This is a genomic window from Companilactobacillus metriopterae, from assembly GCF_002762335.1.
In the GTDB taxonomy this organism is placed as follows: Bacteria; Bacillota; Bacilli; order Lactobacillales; family Lactobacillaceae; genus Companilactobacillus; species Companilactobacillus metriopterae.
The window spans coordinates 1,450,197-1,473,966 of sequence record NZ_CP024610.1 but is presented as its reverse complement, the minus strand read 5'-3'; the positions used below and the strand labels follow the sequence as shown (position 1 = coordinate 1,473,966).

Below are 23,770 nucleotides of genomic sequence, written 5' to 3'. Positions count from 1 at the left end.
GATATACTCGATACATAAGATCAAGGGGAAAATCTATGGAAGTTCGAAGAATAAAAGGTTCAGCTTTTTCTGTGATTAGTGCTAAATCACAAGTAAATAAGCAAATATCAGATCGACAATCATATGTTAGAAGTGTCCACAAAAGACGATTAATTGTAATAGGTATAGTTTTTGCAATTATTTGCCTTTATTTTGGTTCACAAATTATCTCCTCACATGCAACATACACAAAGACAAATGAGAGTATCTCAAAAACTAGTGATAATTTGAGAAGTCAAAGAGAAACAAATAAAGATTTAAAGATTGAAGTCAAACAATTAAACAACAAAAGTTATCTAGAAAAATATATTCGAGATAAGTATATGTACACAAAAGATGGTGAACTAGTTTATAATTTACCTGAAGATGCAACATCAAATATTGATAAATAAGGTTGAGACTTAGTCTCAACCTTATTTAATTACAATGGAGAAAAATAATGGTGCTTAGCTTGCTGAAAATGGTACACGATGTAAAAAGACAACTAAATAAATTTTCAGCTAACCGAATACTAGTTGCTGTTTCTGGTGGAGTAGATTCAATGGTTTTGCTGCAAACTATTGAAGAAATCTGTGATAAATCTGATTTTGCAGTTATTAATGTGGATCATGATTTACGTGAACAAAGTAAATTTGATACAGATTTTGTCCAAAAATATTGTAAAGATAAAGGAATAACTTTTTACTCATCAATTTGGAATCATCAAGGAGATATTTCTAAAGGTATGGAAGTACAGGCCAGGGAGTATCGCTATAACTATTTTTACAATGTGATGTCTACGGAGAATTTTGATACTCTTCTAACAGCACATCATCAAAATGATATTGCTGAAAATATTTTGATGAAGATGATTCGTTCAGGTAATTTATATGAAATTTCTAGCCTCAAAGTAAGAAGACCCTTTAAAGAATTTCAAATTGTTCGACCACTGTTGAATTTTTCAAAACAAGATATCAAAGAAATTGCCGATCAGGAAGAAATAGATTTTGTTGAGGATGAAACTAATTCTGAAGATATAACAATAAGAAATCGGATAAGAAACAGTGTTCTGCCATTATTTGAAGAAGAAAATGGTCAGTATCTAGAACATTTTGAATTATTCGATAAACAATTGAAAGGCCTGCTCCAGTTAGGGAACAGGTATTTTGACCAATTAGAACAAAAAATGAATGTACAGGTATCATCTGATGATATTAGTGGTTTAGTATCGCCGGTGTTTGATTTAAATGATGAACAGAGTTCACTATTTTGGGGAAGATTTTTCACAAAAAATTTGACCGCAATAAAGGTTAGTAATCGACAAATTGAAATGATAACTTCCATTATTAAATCTGATAGACCTAACCTTAAAGTAGACTTGGATAAGGGACATGTATTCCTTAAGTCTTATGATAAATTTTCAATTAATGTTCAGAGTAAAAAGAAGAATCAATTCACAAAAAATATATCAATTAATGAAATGGTGAAAATTGATAATAAAAAAATACTAATTGAAAGTTGTCCTGAAGAAGATGCTGATTTTTCTACAGATAATTCGGATCCTTTAATTGAGCTGAGAAACAGAATAGATGGAGATCTTCTTTTAATACAAGATGGGCATCATCAAAAGTTAAGTCGCAGATTAATCGACAAAAAAGTTCCAAAAGAACGTCGAGATAAATTACTTGTTTTGAGTATTAATAATCAGGTTGTATGGGTTGAAAAAAACTACCGTTTAAGGGATTATTTAAATAACGGAAATTATTTTTGGAAAGTCAAATTTGAAGAGGATTCTTATGAATAACGATATTAAAGAAATTCTAGTAACTCCAGAGCAAATTTTAGAAACTAACAAAAAATTAGGCGCTCAATTATCAAAAGATTATGAAGGTAAAAACCCACTATTTGTCTGTATTTTACGTGGTGCAGCTATGTTCATGATGGATTTAATAAAGAATGTTGATGTTTCACTTGAATATGATTTTATGGATGTTTCAAGTTATGGTGGCGAAAATACTGTTTCTACAGGTGAAGTAAAAATCATCAAAGATTTGGATACATCAATCAAGGGACGAGATGTTGTCATCGTCGAAGATATCATTGATACAGGTATCACATTAGATTCATTATTGGATCTTTTGAACGCACGTCAGGCTAATTCAATAAAGATTGTATCTTTCCTAGATAAACCTGATAGACGTGTTAAATCTATCAAAGTTGATTACACTGGAATTCAAATTCCAGATGAATTTGTAGTAGGATATGGTATGGACTATGATGAAAAATATCGTAATTTACCTTATGTTGGTATTTTAAAGCCAGAAGTATATAATACGAAATAATTTAATGATATTAGTCTAAATTATGTACATATATTATTAATTAAATGTTACAATATTTTCGTTAAATTCAGGAGGAAAGTAAACATATATGAAAAATAATCGAAATAGACTTTTTAGTAATAGTCTGTTTTATCTTTTACTTGTTGTTGTTCTTGTATTAGCGGGTAGTTGGTTCGTAGGTGGACAATCTAACACCACAACTAAGACTTTGTCTCAAGATCAATTTATTAGCCAGTTGAAAGATGGAAAAATAAAAAATTATACAATCCAACCAGGTGGAAGTGTCTACTCTGTGAGTGGTGAGTATAAGACAGCTCAAAAAACAAAATCATCATCTAATTCTGTTTCACTATTTGGAAGCTCAAATTCTAAGAGTAGTGAAGCCAAGAATTTTACTACAACTGTATTACCAAACAACAGTACTCTAGCAAGTATTAGTAGTGCTGCAAAAGATAAAAATGTTAAAGCTACAACTAAACAAGAGTCATCATCTGGACAATGGATTTATTCCATTCTAGTAATCGGTTTACCATTACTTGTCATTTTCTTTATCTTTAGTTCAATGATGGGACGTGGTGGTCAAGGTGGCCAAGGCGGAGCTAACAGAATGATGAACTTTGGTCGTTCAAAGGTTAAGCCAGAAGATCCTAAGAAGAACAAGATCAGATTCTCTGATGTTGCTGGTGCAGAGGAAGAGAAACAAGAACTTGTTGAAGTTGTTGAATTCTTAAAAGATCCTCGTAAGTTTGTGGCACTGGGTGCCAGAATACCTTCAGGTGTATTACTTGAGGGACCTCCTGGTACTGGTAAAACATTGCTAGCTAAGGCCGTTGCCGGTGAAGCTAGTGTGCCATTTTATTCAATTTCTGGTTCTGACTTCGTTGAAATGTTCGTCGGTGTCGGTGCTAGTCGTGTACGTGATCTGTTCGAAACTGCTAAGAAAGACGCTCCAGCAATCATTTTCATTGATGAAATTGATGCCGTTGGTAGACAACGTGGTTCTGGTACTGGTGGTGGAAATGATGAACGTGAACAAACACTTAACCAATTGCTAATTGAAATGGACGGATTTACTGGTAACGAAGGTGTCATTGTTATGGCAGCTACTAACCGTTCTGATGTTCTGGATCCTGCTTTACTACGTCCGGGTCGTTTTGACCGTAAGATCCTTGTTGGTCGCCCAGATGTTAAGGGACGTGAAGCTATTCTTGATGTTCACTCTAAGAACAAACCATTTACAGATGATGTTGATCTAAAAGTGGTTGCTCAACAAACACCAGGATTTGTTGGTGCCGATCTAGAAAACTTACTTAACGAAGCTGCTCTTGTTGCTGCTCGTCGTGGTAAGAAGAAGATTGATTCAACAGATATTGATGAAGCTGAAGATCGTGTAATTGCTGGTCCAGCTAAGAAGAATCGAGTTATCTCTGATAAAGAACGTAATATGGTTGCTTATCACGAAGCAGGACATGCCATTATCGGTCTTGTACTTAGTGATTCACGTGTCGTTAGAAAAGTTACAATTGTACCTCGTGGACGTGCTGGTGGATACGCAATTATGCTTCCTAAAGACGATCAAAACTTAATCACTAAAAAAGAATTGACTGAACAAATGGCAGGGTTACTTGGTGGACGTACAGCTGAAGAAATTGTCTTCAACTCACAATCATCTGGTGCCTCAAATGATTTCGAGCAAGCAACACAAATTGCAAGAACAATGGTCACAGAATATGGTATGACTGAAAAACTAGGTACTGTACAACTAGAAAAAGACGGTCAACCATTCTCTGGTGGATATCGCTCAGTTCCTTCTTATTCACAAGATACTGCTACATCTATTGACGGAGAAATTAAACGTTTAATTGATGAAGCACATGAACAAGCTCATCAAATTATTGAAGATAATCGCGACAAGCATAAGTTGATTGCTGAAGCATTATTGAAATATGAAACACTTGATGAAAAAGAAATACTTAGTCTATTCAACGATGGTAAGATGCCTGAAAGTGCAACAGCTTCAGCTTACCCAAGTGAAAAGGCTGGTACGTTCGAACAAGCTAAACAAGCTGTTGAAGCTAAAGATGCTGAAAAACAAAAATCTGAAGAAGTTGAAGAAAATACTGAAAAGAAAATTGATAATACAACTTTCCCATCAGAAAAAGATGATTCTTCATCAGATGATAAATAATAATTCAGGAAGGCGACTCGCGAGAGTCGCTTTTCTTGATTTTAAGGAGTAAATATATGGCAGACAATATGATTAAAGCTGTTTCTACGGATGGAAAATTTAGAGTTTATGTTGTAAATGCTAAGAACACTGTTTCAGAAGCACAAAGGCGACACGATACATGGAGTAACTCCACTGCTGCATTGGGTAGAACTATGATCGGTTCTATTCTGGTAGCGACATCAACATTGAAACAAGATGAACTTATAACAACAAGATTAATCGGTAATGGACCCGCAGGAGCTGTAATTGTTGATGCAAATGCTTATGGAAATGTTCGTGGATATATTCAAAATCCACATGTGAGTTTGCCTTTAAATGATAATCAACATATAGATGTTAGAGGTGCAGTTGGTGATTCTGGAACACTAAGTATTACTAAGGACTTACATTTGAAGGAACCATTTACTGGCCAAGTACCAATAGTTTCCGGAGAAGTTGGTGATGATTTTGCCTATTATATGGCTAAGTCAGAACAAATTCCTTCAGCTGTCGGAGTGTCAGTATTTGTTCAACCCAATGAAACAGTTGGTGCAGCTGGTGGATTTTTGATTCAGACATTGCCAGATGCAACTGATGAAGATATTGAACATATTGAAAAGAACTTGTCTGAAATGACTCACATCTCAAGACTTTTCAACGAAGGTTTAACTAATGAACAAATTCTAGAAAAATTGATGAATGGTATTGAAATGAAAGTGTTAGAAACTATTCCTGTAAAATTTGTCTGTGATTGTTCTAAAGAAAAATTTGCAAAATCTCTAGCAACATTGTCAGATGACGAAATCCAAGCAATGATTGATGAAGACGGTGGAGCAGAGGCAGTTTGTCATTTTTGTTCTGAAAAATATCAATTTAGCAAAGAAGATTTGGAAAACATCTTGCAAGAAAAAAATAGTTAATCTGGAAAGATTTGCAAAAATTTGCTATGATGATTTGATGTAATTTATTAAGTACTGAGGTAGATATTATGGAATGGAAAATTGGAGACGTTACAATTCCCAATCAAGTAGTTGTAGCACCTATGGCAGGAATAACTAACTCATCATTTAGAATGACAGCTCGAGAATTTGGTGCGGGTATGGTTGTCTGTGAAATGATCAGTGACCAAGGTATTCATTATCGAAATGATAAAACTTTGAATATGTTATTTGTTGATCCTAAAGAACACCCAGTAAGTATCCAAATATTTGGTGGTAGCAAAGAATCACTTGCAGAAGCAGCTCAATACGTTGCTGAAAATACTGCTGCAGATATTATTGATATCAACATGGGTTGCCCAGTTAAAAAGATAATCAAATCAGACGCCGGTTCAAAATGGTTGTTGGATCCTGATCAAGTTTATGATGTTGTTAAAACTGTTAGTTCAGCAATTGATAAACCTCTGACAATTAAAATGCGTACTGGTTGGGATGACGATCACATTTATGCTGTTGAAAATGCTTTGGCTGCCCAAGAAGGTGGAGCTGCAGCAATTGCTATGCATGGACGTACTCGTGAACAATTTTATTCTGGTAAAGCTAACTGGGATATTTTGCATGATGTTGCTGAAAAACTAACCATTCCATTTATGGGAAATGGTGATGTTAAGACACCTCAAGATGCTAAATATATGTTGGACGTTGTCGGCGCTGATGCTGTAATGGTTGGTCGTGCAGTTTTAGGTAACCTATGGAAACTAAACGCAATGCAACAATATATTGAAACAGGTATTTTAGTGCCAGATCCAACAATTCGTGAAAAAATTGATATTGCCAAAGTTCAACTTGAACGCCTAGTAGACTTAAAGGGTGAAGAAATCGGAGTTCCAGAATTCCGTCAACAAGCTGCTTACTATCTAAAAGGTATTCCTCATGCTGTTAGAACACGTGCAGAAGTGATGAAAGTTGATACAATGAAAGAAGTATTTGATTTACTAGATTCATTCGTTGAACAATCAGAAAAAAGAGAAGCTAAGACTGCTAAAATTTCATAATTAATAAGGGGTGAAACAAGTGGGAAAGAATAATCCAAATGGTACTCAAATGAACGACCAATTAAAGGTTAGACGTGAAAAACTTGCTGAATTATATGATGCAGGAATTGATCCATACGGTTCAAGATTTGTAAGAACAGAACTTGCTCAAGACATTCATGACAAGTATGAAGATGAGACAAAAGAAGTTTTAGATGAACAAGAAACACATGCTGTCATAGCTGGTCGTATCATGACAAAACGTGGTAAGGGAAAAGTAGGGTTCGCTGATATAAGGGATCGTACAGGCAGAATTCAAATTTACGTTCGTAAAGATGAAGTCGGTGAAGAAAATTACCACATCTTTAAACGTGCTGATATTGGTGATCACCTAGGTATTGAGGGTGTTATCATGAAAACTGATATGGGTGAGTTGACTGTCAAAGCTACTAAAGTAACTATGTTGTCAAAGGCTCTTAGACCATTACCAGATAAATTCCATGGTTTGACAAATATCGAGCAAAAATATCGTCAAAGATATCTTGATTTGATTGCCAACGAAGATAGTTATGATCGTTTCCACAAGCGTTCTAAAATTATTTCAGCTGTCCGTGAATATCTAGATTCAAATGATTTTCTTGAAGTAGAGACACCTGTTCTTAATGCTCAAGCTGGTGGAGCTTCTGCAAGACCATTTATTACTCACCACAATGCATTAGATGCTGACATGTATTTGAGAATAGCGCTAGAACTTCACTTAAAACGTTTGATTGTAGGTGGATTTGAACGTGTTTATGAAATAGGTCGTGTTTTCCGTAACGAAGGATTAGATACTCAACATAACCCTGAATTTACAACATTGGAAACATATGCTGCTTACTTTGACTTCAATGATGTTATGGATGAAACTGAAGGTATCTTCAGATATGCTGCACAAAAAGCATTGGGAACTCAAAAGTTTACTTATCAAGAACAAGAAGTAGATTTAGAGAAACCTTTCAAGCGTGTACACATGGTTGATGCCATTAAAGAAAAAGCTGGTGTAGACTTCTGGCAAGAAATGTCTATTGAAGATGCACGTAAACTTGCTGATGAAAAAAATGTTAAGTACGAAGAATATTGGGGAGTAGGTCACATCATCAACGAATTCTTTGAAGAATTTGTAGAAGATACGATCAAAGAACCAACATTTATTTATGGACATCCAGTAGAAGTATCACCTTTAGCTAAGAAAAATAAAGAAGACGAAAGATTCACAGATCGTTTTGAGTTATTTATCTTAGGACATGAATATGGTAATGCCTTTACTGAATTGAATGATCCTATCGACCAACGTCAACGTTTTGAAGAACAATTGAAAGAACGCAATGCTGGTAATGATGAAGCTGAAACTATTGATGAAGATTTTGTAGAATCACTAGAATACGGTATGCCACCAACCGGTGGTTTAGGTATCGGAATTGATCGTTTAGTTATGTTACTAACCGATGCACCATCAATTCGTGATGTTTTACTATTTCCAACAATGAGAGTAGACGAAGACAAATAAAAAAAGTCAACGGAAACGTTGACTTTTTTTATTTGTCTTGGGTATAATAATATAGTTGTTTCAAACATGGAGGATTAGCTCAGCTGGGAGAGCATCTGCCTTACAAGCAGGAGGTCACAGGTTCGATCCCTGTATCCTCCATTGGTAGTTTTTCTACCGATGGTTATATTATTTATGGTTTTGCGGGTGTGGCGGAATTGGCAGACGCGCTAGATTTAGGTTCTAGTGTCCAGTGGACGTGAAGGTTCAAGTCCTTTCACCCGTATTCTTAACATTAAACTAATTAGTGTTAAGCCGACTTAGCTCAGTTGGCAGAGCACCTGTCTTGTAAACAGGGGGTCGGAGGTTCGAATCCTCTAGTCGGCATTCATTTGCGGAAGTAGTTCAGTGGTAGAACATCACCTTGCCATGGTGGGGGTCGCGAGTTCGAATCTCGTCTTCCGCTTCATTGAAAAAGAACAACCAGTGTATACTGGTTGTTCTTTTTTTGATGAATTATTATACAAATGCAATGAGCTAAGTAAAGATCTTATCAACTTCAGTGCGGTATAATAATTAGTATAGATTAATGACTTGCAATTTTTGAAAACAGTTTTATACTAGCAAGACATACATGAATGAAATGAGGTGTTCTCAATGGAAAAGGCTTTTACAGAGAGCGCAAAAAATGCATTAATTCTCGCTCAAGATCAGGCAAAGTCTTTCCATCATAATGCGGTTGGTTCAGAACATATTTTACTTGGATTGACTATGGAGAATGATGGTATTGCCGGAATTACGTTAAGAGATTTATCAATTAGTACAAAAGATGTTGAGGAAGAAATCGAACATCTAACAGGATATGGAGATACTTCATTAAGTGCCCCACAGAATATCTATTTACCATATTCTCCAAAGGGTCAAAAGATTTTGACTATGGCAGAAGAATTATCAGGACAATATAAATCTAACCGTGTTGGTTCAGAACATATTTTGATGGCTATCTTAGATGATTCTAACAATCTGGCAAATCGTATTTTGAGTAACCTTGGACTAAGTTTGACTAAGACTAAAGAATTACTTCTTAATAAGATGGGACTAAACGGCAAGACAAATCGTCGTAATATGGCACTTGCTGCCAAGAAGAAGACTTCAGAAGGAACACCAACTCTTGATTCTTTGGCAAGGGATATCACAGAATCTGCTAGAGAAAACTTAGTGGACCCTGTAATTGGTCGTCACAAAGAAGTTGAACGCACTATTCAGATTTTAAGCCGACGTACAAAAAACAACCCTGTTTTGGTTGGTGAACCTGGTGTTGGTAAAACAGCTATTGCTGAAGGATTAGCACAGGCTATTGTATCTAAAGAAGTTCCGCAAGATCTACAGAATAAGCGAATCATGATGCTTGATATGGGTTCACTTGTTGCGGGAACTAAGTACCGTGGTGAGTTTGAAGACCGTTTGAAGAAAGTTATCGAAGAAATTTATCAAGATCAAAATGTTATTTTATTTATTGATGAATTACATACTTTGATTGGTGCTGGTGGTGCAGAAGGTGCTATTGATGCTTCTAACATCCTAAAACCAGCATTGGCTCGTGGTGAGTTGCAAATGATTGGTGCTACAACTCTTGATGAATATCAAAAATATATTGAAAAAGATGCTGCACTTGAACGTAGATTTGCCAGAGTAATGATAGAAGAACCATCAACTCAAGAAACTAGACAGATTTTAGATGGGTTACGTCCACGTTATGAACAACATCATGGACTATCGATTTCTGATGATGCATTAGATGCTGCAGTCACTATGTCAGATCGTTATTTGACCAATCGTTTCTTGCCAGATAAAGCAATCGACTTAGTTGACGAAGCATCAGCAAAAGTTAAGATAGAAAACACTTCCTCTATGTCTAAGTTAGATGAATTGAACGAAGAGTTATCAGCACTTATTAACAATAAAAACCATGCTATATCAGATCAAAATTTCCAAGAAGCAGCAAAAATACGTGAAGATGAACAAGATTTGCAAAAACGTATAGATAGTTTAAGTGCTTCTAAGACAACTAAAGCTACAAAGAAACCAGTAGTAACTGGTGATGATATTGCTTCTGTTATTTCACAGTGGACAGGCGTTCCTGTAAATCAAATTACTAAAAAAGAAAGCGATCGTCTTCTTAATTTAGAAAAAGATTTACATAAGAGAGTTGTTGGACAAGATGACGCTATTAATGCTATTTCTCGTTCAATTAGAAGAGCAAGAAGTGGATTGAAAGACCCAAGTCGTCCGATAGGATCATTCCTATTCTTAGGACCTACAGGTGTTGGTAAGACTGAATTAGCTAAATCTATTGCTGAATTGATGTTTGGATCAGAAGACAATATGGTCAGAATTGATATGTCAGAATATATGGATTCTGTAAGTACTTCTAAATTGATTGGTTCTGCCCCTGGCTATATTGGCTATGATGAAGGTGGACAATTAACAGAAAAAATTAAGAACAATCCTTATTCTGTAATTCTATTGGATGAAGTAGAAAAAGCTCATCCAGATGTCTTCAATGTCTTACTACAAGTTCTAGATGATGGAGTACTGACAGACTCTAAGGGAAGAAAAGTTGATTTTAGAAATTCAATTATCATCATGACTTCTAACTTGGGTGCTCGTCAATTGGAAGAAGATAAGTCTGTTGGATTTGGTGCTAAAGATGCTAAAACTGATTATGCAGAAATGCAATCACGTATTAACGCAGAGTTGAAGAGATTCTTTAGACCTGAATTTTTGAATCGTATCGATGAAACAATTATCTTCAAATCACTAACACAAGATCAGTTGAAAGAAATTGCTAAGATTATGAGTACTAGTGTTAAACAAAGACTTGCAGATCTTTCAATTAAATTGGAAATTTCTTCTTCTGCATATGCAGATCTATCAAAGGATGGCTATGAACCAGAATATGGCGCACGTCCAATGAGAAGAACTATTCAAAGAGAGATAGAAGATCCAGTTAGTGAATTGTTATTAACTAATCAAGCAATACCTGGAGATACAATTAAAGTTGGTTCAACAAAAGGTAAGATTAAAATATCAGTTGTTGGAAAAGAAAAAACAGAAGTTCATTAACGTGAGCTACTGATGTTGACTTTGAGGGTATATCAGAGTATTATAGAAATTGAGTTTTAAAGTTAAATGAGTTAACTACGAAATATTGTCCGTGGTTATCAAAAATAAGAAAAGCAAAAGTAGATTTAGGTCTATTTTTGGTTTTTTTTTGCCTAAAATTAGGAAAATTAAGCGTTTTCTTATATTTTGTAATCAAATTGTAATATTTCTATTTAACTTTTTAACAATCTAAATGTTGAGGTGAACGATTTGACATATCATAACGTAAATTACGGTGCACACCGTACTCGTCGTAGCTATGCAAAGATCAAAGAAGTGTTATCACTTCCTAACTTGATAGACATTCAAACAAATTCTTACAATTGGTTCTTGGATGAAGGACTAAAGGAAATGTTTGATGACATTATGCCTATTGATGATTTTGCAGGCACTCTTTCATTAGAGTATGTTGATTACAAACTACTAGAACCTAAATATACAGTTGATGAAGCAAGACAACATGATGCTAATTACTCAGCTCCACTACACGTAACTTTGAAGTTAACTAACCATGAAACTGGTGAAATTAAGACTCAAGACGTGTTCTTTGGTGATTTCCCAATCATGACACCACAAGGTACATTTATTATCAATGGTGCTGAACGTGTTATTGTTTCTCAATTAGTTAGATCACCAGGTGTTTACTACAATGAAGACACTGACAAAAATGGTCGTATAAACTATGGTACAACTGTAATCCCTAACCGTGGTGCTTGGTTAGAATATGAAACAGATGCCAAAGGTATTGGATATGTTCGTATTGATAGAACTAGAAAATTACCTATTTCAGAATTAGTCCGTGCTCTTGGATTTGGTGGAGACGATGAAATTCTAGATATTTTTGGTCAAAATGATACTTTGGACTTAACTCTTGATAAGGATGTTCATAAAGACACATCTGATTCTCGTGTTGAAGAAGCCTTGAAAGATATCTACGAACGTCTACGTCCCGGTGAACCCAAAACTGCTGATAGTTCAAGATCACTTCTTTATGCTCGTTTCTTTGATGCTAGAAGATATGACCTTGCAAATGTTGGTCGTTACAAAATCAATAAAAAACTTAGCCTAAAGACAAGACTATTCAACCAAGTATTGGCTGAAACTCTTGCTGATCCTGATACAGGTGAAGTTATCCTTGATAAGGATACAGTGCTAGATCGCGAAGCTATGAACAAATTAGGTTCATATTTAGATCGCGATGATTTCAAGACAACAACATTAACACCTTCTGAAGAGGGTGTTCTAACAGAACCTGTAACAATCCAATCAATTCAAGTTTATTCAAAAGTTGATAACGAAAAAGTTGTTACTATGATTGGTAATGGAAATATTGATGAACAAGTAAGAACTATCACTACTGCTGACATTCTTGCTTCAATCAACTACTTCCTTAACCTAAAAGAAGATATCGGATCTACCGATGATATTGATCACTTGGGTAACCGTCGTATCCGTTCTGTCGGTGAATTACTACAAAACCAATTTAGAATTGGTCTTTCAAGAATGGAACGTGTTGTACGTGAAAGAATGTCAATTCAAGATACTGCAACAGTTACACCACAACAACTTATCAATATTAGACCAGTTGTTGCTTCAATTAAGGAATTCTTTGGTTCATCACAATTATCACAATTCATGGATCAAACAAATCCACTTGGAGAACTAGAACACAAGCGTCGTCTATCTGCACTTGGACCTGGTGGATTGACTCGTGATCGTGCCGGATATGAAGTTCGTGACGTTCACTATACTCACTACGGTCGTATGTGTCCTATCGAAACACCCGAAGGACCTAATATTGGTTTGATTAATAACCTTGCTAGTTACGCTATTATCAACAAATATGGTTTTGTTGAGACACCATATCGTCGTGTATCTTGGGATACTCACAAAGTTACAGATAAGATCGATTATCTAACGGCTGACGAAGAAGATAATTACGTCGTAGCTCAAGCTAATACTCTTCTAAATGAAGACGGATCATTTGTTGATCCAACAGTTCTTGCTCGTCACCAAGATGACAATATCGAAACAACAGTAGATAAAGTCGATTACATGGACGTTTCACCTAGACAAGTTGTGTCTGTTGCTACAGCATGTATTCCTTTCTTGGAAAATGATGATTCTAACCGTGCCCTAATGGGTGCTAACATGCAACGTCAAGCCGTTCCATTGGTTGACCCACATGCACCTCTTGTTGGTACAAGTATGGAATATATTGCTGCGCATGATTCAGGGGCAGCACTTCTATCTAAGGTAGATGGTGTCGTTGAATATGTTGATGCTAAAGTTATTAAGATTAAACGTGATGACGATGGTACAACTGAAGAATATGAAGTAACAAAATTCCGTCGTTCAAATAATGGTAAGAGTTACAACCAAAGACCTATTGTTCGTAAAGACGAAGTTGTTAAAGCTGGCGATATAATTGCTGACGGTCCTGCTATGGAAAATGGAGAATTGGCTCTTGGTCAAAATCCATTGATTGCCTTCATGACATGGAATATGTACAACTATGAAGATGCTATCGTTCTTTCAGAAAAACTAGTTCGTGAAGATGCATATACTTCAATTCATATTGAAGAATTTGAATCAGAAGCACGTGATACAAAACTTGGACCTGAGGAAATCACACGCGAAATTCCTAATGTTGGTGAAGAATCACTTAAAGACTTGGATGAATTCGGTGTTATCCGTGTTGGTGCTGAAGTTTATGATGGTGATATCTTAGTTGGTAAAGTTACTCCTAAGGGTGTGACTGAACTATCAGCCGAAGAACGTCTATTGCATGCTATCTTTGGTGAAAAAGCTCGTGAAGTTCGTGATACATCATTACGTGTTCCTCACGGTGGTGGTGGAATTGTGCAAGACGTTAAGGTCTTCACACGTGAAGCCGGTGATGAACTAGATCCTGGTGTAAACATGATGGTTCGTGTATACATCGCTCAAAAACGTAAGATTCAAGTTGGAGATAAGATGGCTGGTCGTCATGGTAACAAGGGTACTGTTTCAATCGTTGTGCCACAAGAAGACATGCCATTCATGCCTGATGGAACACCGGTTGATATTTTACTTAATCCCATGGGTGTTCCTTCTCGTATGAACATTGGACAAGTTCTTGATCTTCACTTAGGTATGGCCGCCAGAAAACTTGGTATTCATGTTGCATCACCTGTTTTTGATGGTGTTACAAATGACGAATTATGGGACATTGTTAAAGAAGCTGATATGGATTCAGATGGTAAGTCAATCCTTTATGATGGACGTACTGGTGAACCATTCAAGAACCGTGTAGCTGTTGGTGTTATGTACTACATGAAATTAGCTCACATGGTCGATGATAAGCTTCATGCTAGATCAATCGGACCTTACTCACTTGTTACTCAACAACCACTTGGTGGTAAAGCTCAATTTGGTGGACAGAGATTTGGTGAAATGGAAGTTTGGGCCCTAGAAGCTTATGGTGCTGCTTACACACTTCAAGAAATTTTGACATACAAGTCAGATGATATTGTAGGACGTGTATCAACATATGAAGCTATCATCAAGGGTGAAAGTATTCCTAAGCCAGGTGTTCCGGAATCATTCCGTGTTCTTGTTAAAGAACTTCAAGCATTAGGTCTTGATATGAAAGTTCTAGATTCAAGATCAAATGAAATTGAATTACGTGATATGGATGATGATGAAGATACAATTAGTATCGACGCACTATCTAAATTTGCTAAAGAACAAGAACAAAAACGTGCTGAAGAAGAAGCTAAGAAGATGGAGATTGCAAACTCAACTCCTGACTTTACTTCCGAAGCAGATACATCTCAAAACACACAATCAGAAAACTAATAGAATTCATCAAGCTTAGGAGGTTACCTTTTGATAGACGTTAATAAATTTGAAAGTATGCAAATTGGTTTAGCATCTTCAGATAAGATCCGTAGTTGGTCTTATGGTGAAGTTAAAAAACCAGAAACAATTAATTACCGTACTTTAAAGCCAGAAAAAGATGGTCTGTTTGACGAAAGAATATTCGGACCTACTAAAGACTGGGAATGTGCCTGTGGTAAATACAAACGTATTCGTTATAAGGGCATCGTCTGTGATCGTTGTGGTGTCGAAGTTACTCGTTCAAAAGTACGTCGTGAACGTATGGCACATATTGAATTAGCAGCACCAGTTACACATATCTGGTATTTCAAGGGAATCCCATCAAGAATGGGTCTTGTACTAGATATTTCTCCAAGAAATCTTGAAGAAGTTATTTATTTTGCATCATACGTAGTTATTGATCCTGCAAATTCTGATCTAGAACGTGGACAATTACTTACAGAATCAGAATATCGTAATAAACGTGAAGAATTCGGAAACGATTTCGTTGCTGAAATGGGTGCTGAAGGTATCCGTGACTTATTAAGTCTTGTAGATATTGATGCTGAAATTACAGAATTACGTAAAGTTTTAAAATCTGCACAAGGACAAAAACGTACTCGTGCGATTAGAAGACTAGATATTCTTAGTGCCTTCCAAAAATCAGGTAACAAGCCTGAATGGATGGTAATGGAAGCAATTCCTGTTATCCCACCTGACTTACGTCCGATGGTTCAACTTGAAGGTGGTCGTTTTGCCACATCTGATCTAAATGATCTTTATCGTCGTGTTATTAACCGTAATAACCGTTTGAAGAGACTTCTAGATTTACATGCGCCTAATATCATTGTTCAAAATGAAAAACGTATGCTTCAAGAAGCCGTAGATGCCTTGATTGATAATGGTCGTCGTGGTCGTCCGGTCACAGGACCAGGTAACCGTCCACTTAAATCACTTTCACATATGCTTAAAGGTAAGCAAGGACGTTTCCGTCAAAACTTACTTGGTAAGCGTGTTGATTATTCAGGTCGTTCAGTTATTGATGTTGGACCTACATTGAAGTTCTATCAATGTGGACTTCCTCGTGAAATGGCACTTGAATTATTCAAACCATTTGTTATGCATGAACTTGTTAAGCGTGAAATTTCTTCAAACGTAAAGAACGCTAGAAGAAAAATTGATCGTCAAGATGATGACATTTGGGATGTACTAGAATATGTAATTAAGGAACGTCCGGTTCTATTGAACCGTGCACCTACATTGCATAGACTTGGTATTCAAGCTTTTGAACCAGTTCTAGTTGAAGGTAAGTCAATCAGACTTCATCCATTAGCATGTGAAGCTTACAATGCCGATTTCGATGGAGATCAAATGGCTGTTCACGTTCCACTATCAGATGAAGCACAAGCTGAAGCAAGAATGCTTATGCTTGCTGCTCACCATATTCTTGCTCCTAAAGATGGTAAGCCTATTGTTACACCATCTCAAGACGTTGTTTTAGGTAACTACTACCTAACAATCGAAACAAGAAATATGACTGGTGAAGGTAAGATTTTCAAGGATGCAAACGAAGTTCATACTGCATTGTTAAATGGTGATGTACATTACCATACAAGAATTGGACTCTCAGTTTCATCAATGCCTAAGAAACCATTTACATCAGAACAACGCGATAAAGTTATGTTAACTAGTGTTGGTAAAGTTCTATTTAATGAGATTCTTCCAGAAGATTTCCCATACTTGAATGAACCTACTGATGACAACTTAATAAATGGTGTTCCTGATAAATTCTTCCTTGATTGTGGAGAAAATATTCATGACAAGCTTGAAGAAAATGATTTAGTTGAACCTCTTAAGAGTGGATATTTAAGTGATGTTATTGCTCAAATATTCAAAGTATACAAAGTTCAAAGAACATCATCACTTCTTGATGACATGAAAGAATTAGGATATACAATCTGTACAATTTCTGGTTTAACAGTTGGTGTTACAGATGTTCCTAACCTTGAAGAAAAACCTGAAATTATTGAAAATGCTCATAAACAAGTTGCAGCAATTTCAAAACAATTCCGTCGTGGATTGATCACTGATCAAGAACGTCATGAACGTGTTATTGCAGTTTGGAATGATACAAAAGATGATATTCAACAAAAGTTGATTGACTCATTTGATTCTACAAACCCAATTTCAATGATGAGTGATTCAGGTGCTCGTGGTAATATCTCAAACTTTACTCAACTAGCCGGTATGCGTGGACTTATGGCTGCGCCTAATGGTGGTATGATGGAAATTCCAGTTATTTCAAACTTCCGTGAAGGTTTGTCTGTCTTGGAAATGTTCATGTCTACCCACGGTGCTCGTAAAGGTATGACTGATACTGCCCTTAAGACAGCTAACTCAGGTTACTTGACACGTCGTCTTGTTGACGTTGCTCAAGATGTTATCGTTCGTGAAGAAGACTGTGGTACTGACCGTGGATTACTTGTTAAGACAATCTATGATGGTACTGATTTAGTTGAACCTCTATACGATCGTCTTGTAGGACGTTATACTAAGAAATCTGTTCTTGATCCCAAGACAGGCGAGGTTATTGTACCTCGTGATGTCATGATGGATGAAGCAATGGCACAACAAATTGTTGATGCTGGTGTGGAAGAAGTTACAATACGTTCTGCATTTACATGTGATACACGTCATGGTGTATGTAACAAGTGTTACGGACGTAACTTGGCTACTGGTGAAGAAGTTGAAATTGGTGAAGCAGTCGGTACTGTTGCTGCTCAATCAATCGGTGAACCAGGTACTCAACTAACTATGCGTAACTTCCATACTGGTGGGGTTGCCGGTGGTGATGATATCACTCAAGGACTTCCTCGTATCCAAGAAATTGTTGAAGCAAGAAATCCTAAGGGTCTTGCTGTAATTTCAGAAGTTGATGGTACTATTACTGCCATCAACGAAAATCCTGCTGAACATACAAAAGAAATCACAGTCGAAGGTGACATTGATACAAGAACATATAGTGTTCCTTATACATCAAGTGTTGCTGTTGCTGAAGGAGATATTATTGAACGTGGTGCTAAACTAACACAAGGTTCAATTGACCCTAAGGAATTGATTAAGATTACTAATGTTCTTACAACAGAAAATTATATGTTAAGCGAAATTCAAAAAGTTTATCGTATGCAAGGTGTTGATATTTCTGATAAGCATTTCGAGGTTATGGTACGTCAAATGCTTAGAAAGATTAGAATTCTTGATCCTGGTGATACAGATGTATTACCTGGTGAATTGATGGATATTTCTCAATTTACAGATCATAACCGTGAAACTCTAATCAAGGGTGGTATTCCTGCTACAGGACGTCCTGTTCTTCTTGGTATCACTAAAGCATCTCTTGAAACAAACAGTTTCTTGTCAGCTGCTTCCTTCCAAGAAACAACTCGTGTTCTTACTGATGCATCTATCAGAGGTAAGGTTGATCCACTTCTTGGTCTTAAAGAAAATGTTATTATTGGTAAACTTATTCCTGCTGGTACAGGTATGGCTAAGTATAACCACATGGAACCAAAGAAAACTGGTCCTATGGCAGATAACTCTTTAAACGGAGCATTTACAATTTCAGATATTGAAGCTCAAATGAAAGCTGAAGAATCTAGTTCACTATCATCAGATAATGGAAATACATTGTAATAAAAAAAGAGCTCACCGAAAGGTGGGCTCTTTTTTTGTTATAGCGAAGTTCTTGTAGCATATTCAAAGAATTTAAATTGACTAGCAATATGGAACGATTCGGTTAATTCTAGTACTCTAGTATCTTTTAATCTTGTTAATGATCTAATAGAAACTAAGGGTTCATCAACAGGTATCTTTAATATCTTTGATTGTTCTGGTGTAGCTTTTTCTACACGCATTGTTCTAGCAGCGAAACCTATTGACAATTTTAAGGTATTTTCAAAATACTCAAATAGTGAATTTTCTGCCACTTCCATAGGAATTTCTGGAACCGTTGATTTTAGAACGTAATTATTATCGATTATAGCTGGTTTGCCATCGATGATTCTTAAACGCTCAACATGGGTTACAGGAACTTTTTCAAAATGAAAGTCGGTATTGAAATGGTTTGTAGGCAAGTCCATATCTTCAAGTTTAAGAACTTTAGATTCGTAATTAATATCATGAAGTTCAAAATTTTCTTTCAAACTGATTAGTTTAGAGACCGGTACAGAGAATTGGTCATTTACCAGTACCAAGGAACCGCGACCATTGATTTTTAAAATCATGCTTTGTGCCTGTAAGGTGTTCAATGCCTTACGGATAGTATCTCGTGAGACTTGGTATTCTTCTTGTAATGATTTCTCACTAGGAAGAAAAGTATCTGGAGGATAAAATCCGGAAGCAATTTTTTTAGCTAACTCGTGTGTAACATATTCATATTTATTTGTAGCTACCATGCTCAACAACTCCATATATATAATACTATGCAAATTTATATAAACATACAACAATTTATTTTCTAAATATTATAGAAAAATAAATGAAAACATTCGACACCTATACGTACGGGTAGTGCACTGGGTCTTGGAATGAAAACGCTTTAATTGGAGGGAACGGATATGGCAAAGAAAGATTATTCTGAACTTGCAGACAACATAATATCTTTAGTTGGCGGCAAGGAAAACATAAAGAGTTTGATACATTGTATCACTCGTCTTCGTTTTTATTTAAAAGATGAGAGCATCGCACAAACAGATGAGATTAGAAATCTAAATGGTGTTATCGATGTTCAAAAGGCATCAGGACAATATCAAGTTGTTATCGGTGATCAAGTTACTGCAGTGTATGATGCGGTAATTGCAAAACTTGGAGCAGGTTTTGCTGGTGATGATGGTACAACAACTGATACAGATACATCTGATAACGAAAATAAGGGTAAGAGAAATCTTTGGCAATTAACTAAATCTAACTAAATCTGGTGTTAATACATTTATCGGTGTTTTGACCGGATCAATGAGTCCTTTGATTGGACCATTGGCTGCCAGTGGTATCTTGAAAGGTATTCTTGCAATTCTAGTTATGCCTCAATTAGGAGGTTTACTAAGTACTAAGAGTACAACTTATATATTACTTAATGCAATAGGGGACGCAACCTTCTTCTTCCTACCTGTACTAGTTGGTTACACAGCAGCTTTGAAATTAAAAGTTGACCCAATATTAACTGCAGTTGTTGGTGCAGTACTTGTTCATCCAACACTTGTAGCTTTAGCTGGTAAATCATTAGGTGCTATTGGTAGTGTAAACTTCCCGATGGTTAACTACAGTTACTCAATTTTCCCAATGATTTTAGCAGCATGGATGGTTAGAGAACTTAACAAATGGGTAAAGAGTTGGTTACCAGGATATTTACAAATTATATTTACACCGCTAATTGTTATTGCTATTGCAAGTATTGTGACATTGTACGTAACAGGTCCAGCAATTGTTAATATCTCAAAAGGTATTGCTGCTTTCTTACAATGGTTACTACTTACAAGTGGATGGGCTTCTGGATTACTAATCGGAGGACTATATCAAGTAATGGTAATTTTCGGACTTCACTGGGGAATTATTCCTCTTGTTGCTAACGATTTGGCAACATCAGGACACAGTTATTTGAACGCTATTATTAGTAGTACAATGATTTCTCAAGGTGCCGCAGTTCTAGCTGTTGCTATTAAGACAAAGAAAACTGATCTAAAAGAATTAGGTTTTGGTGCAGCAATTTCAGCATTCTGTGGAGTTACAGAACCAGCAATTTATGGTGTTAACCTAAAATATCGTCGAGTATTCATAACAGGTTTGATCGGATCAGCTGTTGGTGGATTCATAACAGGTTTATTCCATGGAAATAACTTTGGATTTGCTAGTTCGTGGATTGGATTTGCAGCATTTATCGATCCAAACAAACCAGGAGATTTAACTAACTTCTACATTTATCTAGCAGCATCTATTGCTTCAACTGTTGTAGCTTTCGTAGTTGCATATGTTTGGGGATATAAGAACTCAATGAAACCTGGAGAAGCTATGAAACAACCTACATTGCCAGGTAGCAAAAAGTGAGGTAACACTTGTGAAAGATTGGAAAAAAGCAACTGTTTATCAAATTTATTCACGTTCATTTCAAGATAGTAATGGTGATGGGGGAGGAGATATTCAAGGAATAATTAGTCATTTAGACTATCTTAAAGATTTGGGAGCTGAGGTTTTATGGCTAAACCCAGTCTATAAATCACCGGGTCGTGACAATGGGTATGATATTGCTGACTACTACGAAATAAATCCAGAGTTTGGTACGATGGATGATTTTGAGCAATTATTGGATGGTGCACGAAACCGCGGAATGAAGATTATTATGGATTTGGTTGTTAACCATACTTCTGATCAGCACGAATGGTTTAAGATGAGTCGTTACTCAAAAGACAATCCATATCATGATTATTATATTTGGAAAGATCCGGTTGATGGTCATGAGCCAAACAATTGGAAATCTAAGTTTGGTGGTAGTGCCTGGGAATACGATGAAAAATTGAATCAATACTACCTACATTTGTATGATCGAACACAACCAGATTTGAATTGGCGTAACCCTAAAATGAAAGCTTCAATTATGGAAATGATGAAGTGGTGGGCTGATAAAGGTATTGCTGGTTTTAGATTGGACGTTATAAACAATATCTCTAAACCATTGGAGATGCCTGATGATACTCTAGAAACTTCAATGGATGATGGTAGAAAATTTTATACTAATGGTCCACATGTACATGAATATATACATGAAATGTATGAGGAAGTATTTGGAAAGCATTCGATGCTTACTGTTGGAGAATTATCATCTACACCCATTGATGAGGCAATCAAGTTTACAAATCCTGATCGAGAAGAATTAACTATGGCGTTTACATTTCATCATGTGAAAGTTGATTACCCCAATGGAGCTAAATGGGTTAAGTCTGGGTATAAATTGGTTGATCTTAAAAAAGTTATTTCTGATTGGCAAATAGGCATGCAAAATGGTGGTGGCTGGAACGCATTATTCTGGGGAAACCATGATCAGCCTAGAGCAATTTCAAGATTTTTAGATGATAATAAATATCGAGAAGAATCAGCAAAACTATTGGCTTTAGTTGAATTTGGACTTCAAGGTACCCCATATGTTTATCAAGGTGAAGAAATAGCTATGAAGAATGCTTACTTCACAGATATCAGTCAGTATAATGATCCAGAATCAATCAATGCTTATCATGAATTGGTAGAAAAAGGTAGCTCTGTTCAAGAGGCAATTGAAATTTTGCAACAGAAGTCACGAGAAAATTCAAGATTACCAATGCAATGGGACAGTCAAAAGAATTACGGATTTACTACAGGAAGTCCATGGTTGAAAGCAATAAATAAAGACACTCAAACTGTAGAATCAGAAATAGAAAAAAAGATGGAGTTTTGAGTTTTTATAAGAAATTGATAGAATTCCGTCGAAATGAACCAATTTTGATAGATGGAAATTATCAATTATTGGATGAGAATAACCCTGATATTTTTTATTTCAAATGAGAGTTAAATAGTCATCATATATCTGTCATTGCTAATTTCAGTGATAAAGATATCGTATACAAAATTGATGATTTGGGAACAGTTAAATTTTCAAATTATAAAGAAACAATTTTGGAAAATGGCGAATTAAAATTAAGACCTTATGAAGCTGTTTTATTCCAAGATTAATTGTTGGAGGAAGTAATATGCTTAAATTATTGAAGAAGAAAGAAAAAGTATTACCAATAGTTTCCCCCGTTTCTGGAACTTATATAGAACTAAAAGATATTTCGGACAATGTTTTTGCATCCGGAGCAATGGGTGAAGGATTTGCTGTTTTACCAACCAGTGAAGAGATTTTGAGCCCAGTTAAAGGTAAAGTAACTAGTATTTTTCCAACTAAGCATGCCATTTCAATAAAAAGCGATTTAGGTCCTGAAATTTTGGTCCATCTTGGAGTTGATACAGTTGAATTAGAAGGTAAACCCTTCGAACAACTGATACAAGAAAATACTAAAGTAAATATTGGTCAACCGATTATGAAGATGGATATTGAAAAAGTTAAAGAAATGGGCAAAAGTACTGAAGTTATAGTAGTTTTACCAGGAATGGATTTGCTTGTAAATGATTCACTAAAAGAACTATCGGCAGGTGATGAAATAGGTACTATAACTGTTTCAGAAGATGAATAGTACATATGTTGCTCTGGGTGATAGTATTACAGATTCTAGTAATAGTTATGCAACTAAAAGATATATGGACTATTTAAATGAGTATTATTCATTTGATGAATTTTTAAATTTAGGTGTTTCAGGTTCTACTATAGGTAATTTATATGATCCTTTCCAAAGTCGTCTAGATGAATTACAAGTTTCCCCAAAACTATTAAAACATATGGTGGAGTAAATGATTTTGGACGCAATCAACCATTAGGTAAATATGGAGATAGCAATAACCAGACATTTTATGGTGCTCTTTATCAATTATTTCAAAGCGTAAATCGATTTAATCCTGAAAATGTTTTGTTTATATCACATGCTAAAATAGGTAATGAATTTTTTGAAGAAGTTAATTCACTTGGACTTCATCAAATTGACTATGAAAAAGCT

At 35.8% G+C, this 23,770-nt stretch carries 16 protein-coding genes and 4 tRNA genes; 19 read left to right on the top strand and 1 reads right to left on the bottom strand.

Features of this window, described 5'->3' with window-relative positions; all coding sequences use genetic code 11:
- Positions 1 to 35 precede the first annotated feature (35 nt).
- The 14 genes from CS873_RS07620 (at position 36) to rpoC (ending at position 18,788) form a co-directional block, all read left to right on the top strand.
- Positions 36 to 431, top strand: a complete 396-nt coding sequence (locus tag CS873_RS07620; protein WP_099975231.1) for an FtsB family cell division protein — start codon at positions 36 to 38, stop codon at positions 429 to 431.
- Between the two features lie 47 nt (positions 432 to 478).
- Entirely contained in the window at positions 479 to 1,822 is a 1,344-nt protein-coding gene (gene tilS / locus CS873_RS07615; RefSeq protein WP_099975230.1) for a tRNA lysidine(34) synthetase TilS, read from the top strand.
- Positions 1,815 to 2,360 (top strand): hypoxanthine phosphoribosyltransferase, encoded by a 546-nt coding sequence (hpt, locus tag CS873_RS07610; protein WP_099975229.1) that lies wholly within the window; start codon positions 1,815 to 1,817, stop codon positions 2,358 to 2,360. Before tilS ends, hpt begins: the two co-directional genes overlap by 8 nt.
- A gap of 88 nt (positions 2,361 to 2,448) precedes the next feature.
- On the top strand, positions 2,449 to 4,548 hold the full coding sequence (ftsH, locus tag CS873_RS07605) for an ATP-dependent zinc metalloprotease FtsH (protein WP_099975228.1): 2,100 nt from the start codon (positions 2,449 to 2,451) through the stop codon (positions 4,546 to 4,548).
- A 56-nt stretch (positions 4,549 to 4,604) separates the two neighbouring features.
- Positions 4,605 to 5,489 carry an Hsp33 family molecular chaperone HslO gene (hslO, locus tag CS873_RS07600; protein ID WP_099975227.1) on the top strand — a complete coding sequence of 295 codons (885 nt, stop codon included), beginning with the start codon at positions 4,605 to 4,607 and terminating at the stop codon, positions 5,487 to 5,489.
- 68 nt (positions 5,490 to 5,557) lie between these two features.
- A complete protein-coding gene (gene dusB, locus CS873_RS07595; RefSeq protein WP_099975226.1) occupies positions 5,558 to 6,562 on the top strand; it encodes a tRNA dihydrouridine synthase DusB in 1,005 nt (334 codons plus the stop codon).
- Positions 6,563 to 6,611: 49 nt separating this feature from the next.
- Positions 6,612 to 8,090, top strand: coding sequence for a lysine--tRNA ligase (lysS, locus tag CS873_RS07590; RefSeq protein ID WP_099975359.1), 1,479 nt, complete (start codon positions 6,612 to 6,614; stop codon positions 8,088 to 8,090).
- A gap of 68 nt (positions 8,091 to 8,158) precedes the next feature.
- Positions 8,159 to 8,231: transfer RNA gene (locus CS873_RS07585), tRNA-Val, on the top strand.
- A gap of 41 nt (positions 8,232 to 8,272) precedes the next feature.
- Positions 8,273 to 8,355 (top strand) — tRNA-Leu (locus tag CS873_RS07580).
- 28 nt (positions 8,356 to 8,383) lie between these two features.
- Positions 8,384 to 8,456, top strand: a tRNA-Thr gene (locus tag CS873_RS07575).
- A gap of 7 nt (positions 8,457 to 8,463) precedes the next feature.
- A tRNA-Gly gene (locus CS873_RS07570) sits at positions 8,464 to 8,535 on the top strand.
- Between the two features lie 191 nt (positions 8,536 to 8,726).
- Positions 8,727 to 11,195, top strand: a complete 2,469-nt coding sequence (locus tag CS873_RS07565) for an ATP-dependent Clp protease ATP-binding subunit (RefSeq protein ID WP_099975225.1) — start codon at positions 8,727 to 8,729, stop codon at positions 11,193 to 11,195.
- Positions 11,196 to 11,444: 249 nt separating this feature from the next.
- Positions 11,445 to 15,074, top strand: coding sequence for a DNA-directed RNA polymerase subunit beta (gene rpoB / locus CS873_RS07560; RefSeq protein ID WP_099975224.1), 3,630 nt, complete (start codon positions 11,445 to 11,447; stop codon positions 15,072 to 15,074).
- Positions 15,075 to 15,104: 30 nt separating this feature from the next.
- Positions 15,105 to 18,788 (top strand): DNA-directed RNA polymerase subunit beta', encoded by a 3,684-nt coding sequence (rpoC, locus tag CS873_RS07555; protein WP_099975223.1) that lies wholly within the window; start codon positions 15,105 to 15,107, stop codon positions 18,786 to 18,788.
- A 38-nt stretch (positions 18,789 to 18,826) separates the two neighbouring features.
- Here rpoC and treR read toward each other — a convergent pair whose 3' ends face one another.
- The gene (gene treR / locus CS873_RS07550) at positions 18,827 to 19,549 is read right to left on the bottom strand and encodes a trehalose operon repressor (protein ID WP_169922468.1); all 723 of its coding nucleotides are present in this window, start codon (positions 19,547 to 19,549) and stop codon (positions 18,827 to 18,829) included.
- A gap of 162 nt (positions 19,550 to 19,711) precedes the next feature.
- Here treR and CS873_RS08255 point away from each other — a divergent pair, with 162 nt between their 5' ends.
- The 5 genes from CS873_RS08255 to CS873_RS07530 all read left to right on the top strand — a co-directional run bounded on the left by CS873_RS08255 (position 19,712) and on the right by CS873_RS07530 (position 23,567).
- Positions 19,712 to 20,065 carry a PTS transporter subunit EIIB gene (locus CS873_RS08255; protein ID WP_245823053.1) on the top strand — a complete coding sequence of 118 codons (354 nt, stop codon included), beginning with the start codon at positions 19,712 to 19,714 and terminating at the stop codon, positions 20,063 to 20,065.
- Positions 20,066 to 20,105: 40 nt separating this feature from the next.
- Positions 20,106 to 21,194 carry a PTS transporter subunit EIIC gene (locus CS873_RS07545; RefSeq protein ID WP_245823052.1) on the top strand — a complete coding sequence of 363 codons (1,089 nt, stop codon included), beginning with the start codon at positions 20,106 to 20,108 and terminating at the stop codon, positions 21,192 to 21,194.
- A gap of 10 nt (positions 21,195 to 21,204) precedes the next feature.
- Positions 21,205 to 22,575, top strand: coding sequence for an alpha-glucosidase (locus CS873_RS07540; protein ID WP_342743835.1), 1,371 nt, complete (start codon positions 21,205 to 21,207; stop codon positions 22,573 to 22,575).
- Positions 22,576 to 22,867: 292 nt separating this feature from the next.
- Entirely contained in the window at positions 22,868 to 23,353 is a 486-nt protein-coding gene (locus CS873_RS07535) for a PTS sugar transporter subunit IIA (protein ID WP_099975221.1), read from the top strand.
- The gene (locus tag CS873_RS07530) at positions 23,346 to 23,567 is read left to right on the top strand and encodes an SGNH/GDSL hydrolase family protein (protein ID WP_099975220.1); all 222 of its coding nucleotides are present in this window, start codon (positions 23,346 to 23,348) and stop codon (positions 23,565 to 23,567) included. Before CS873_RS07535 ends, CS873_RS07530 begins: the two co-directional genes overlap by 8 nt.
- The last annotated feature ends 203 nt before the right edge of the window (positions 23,568 to 23,770 follow it).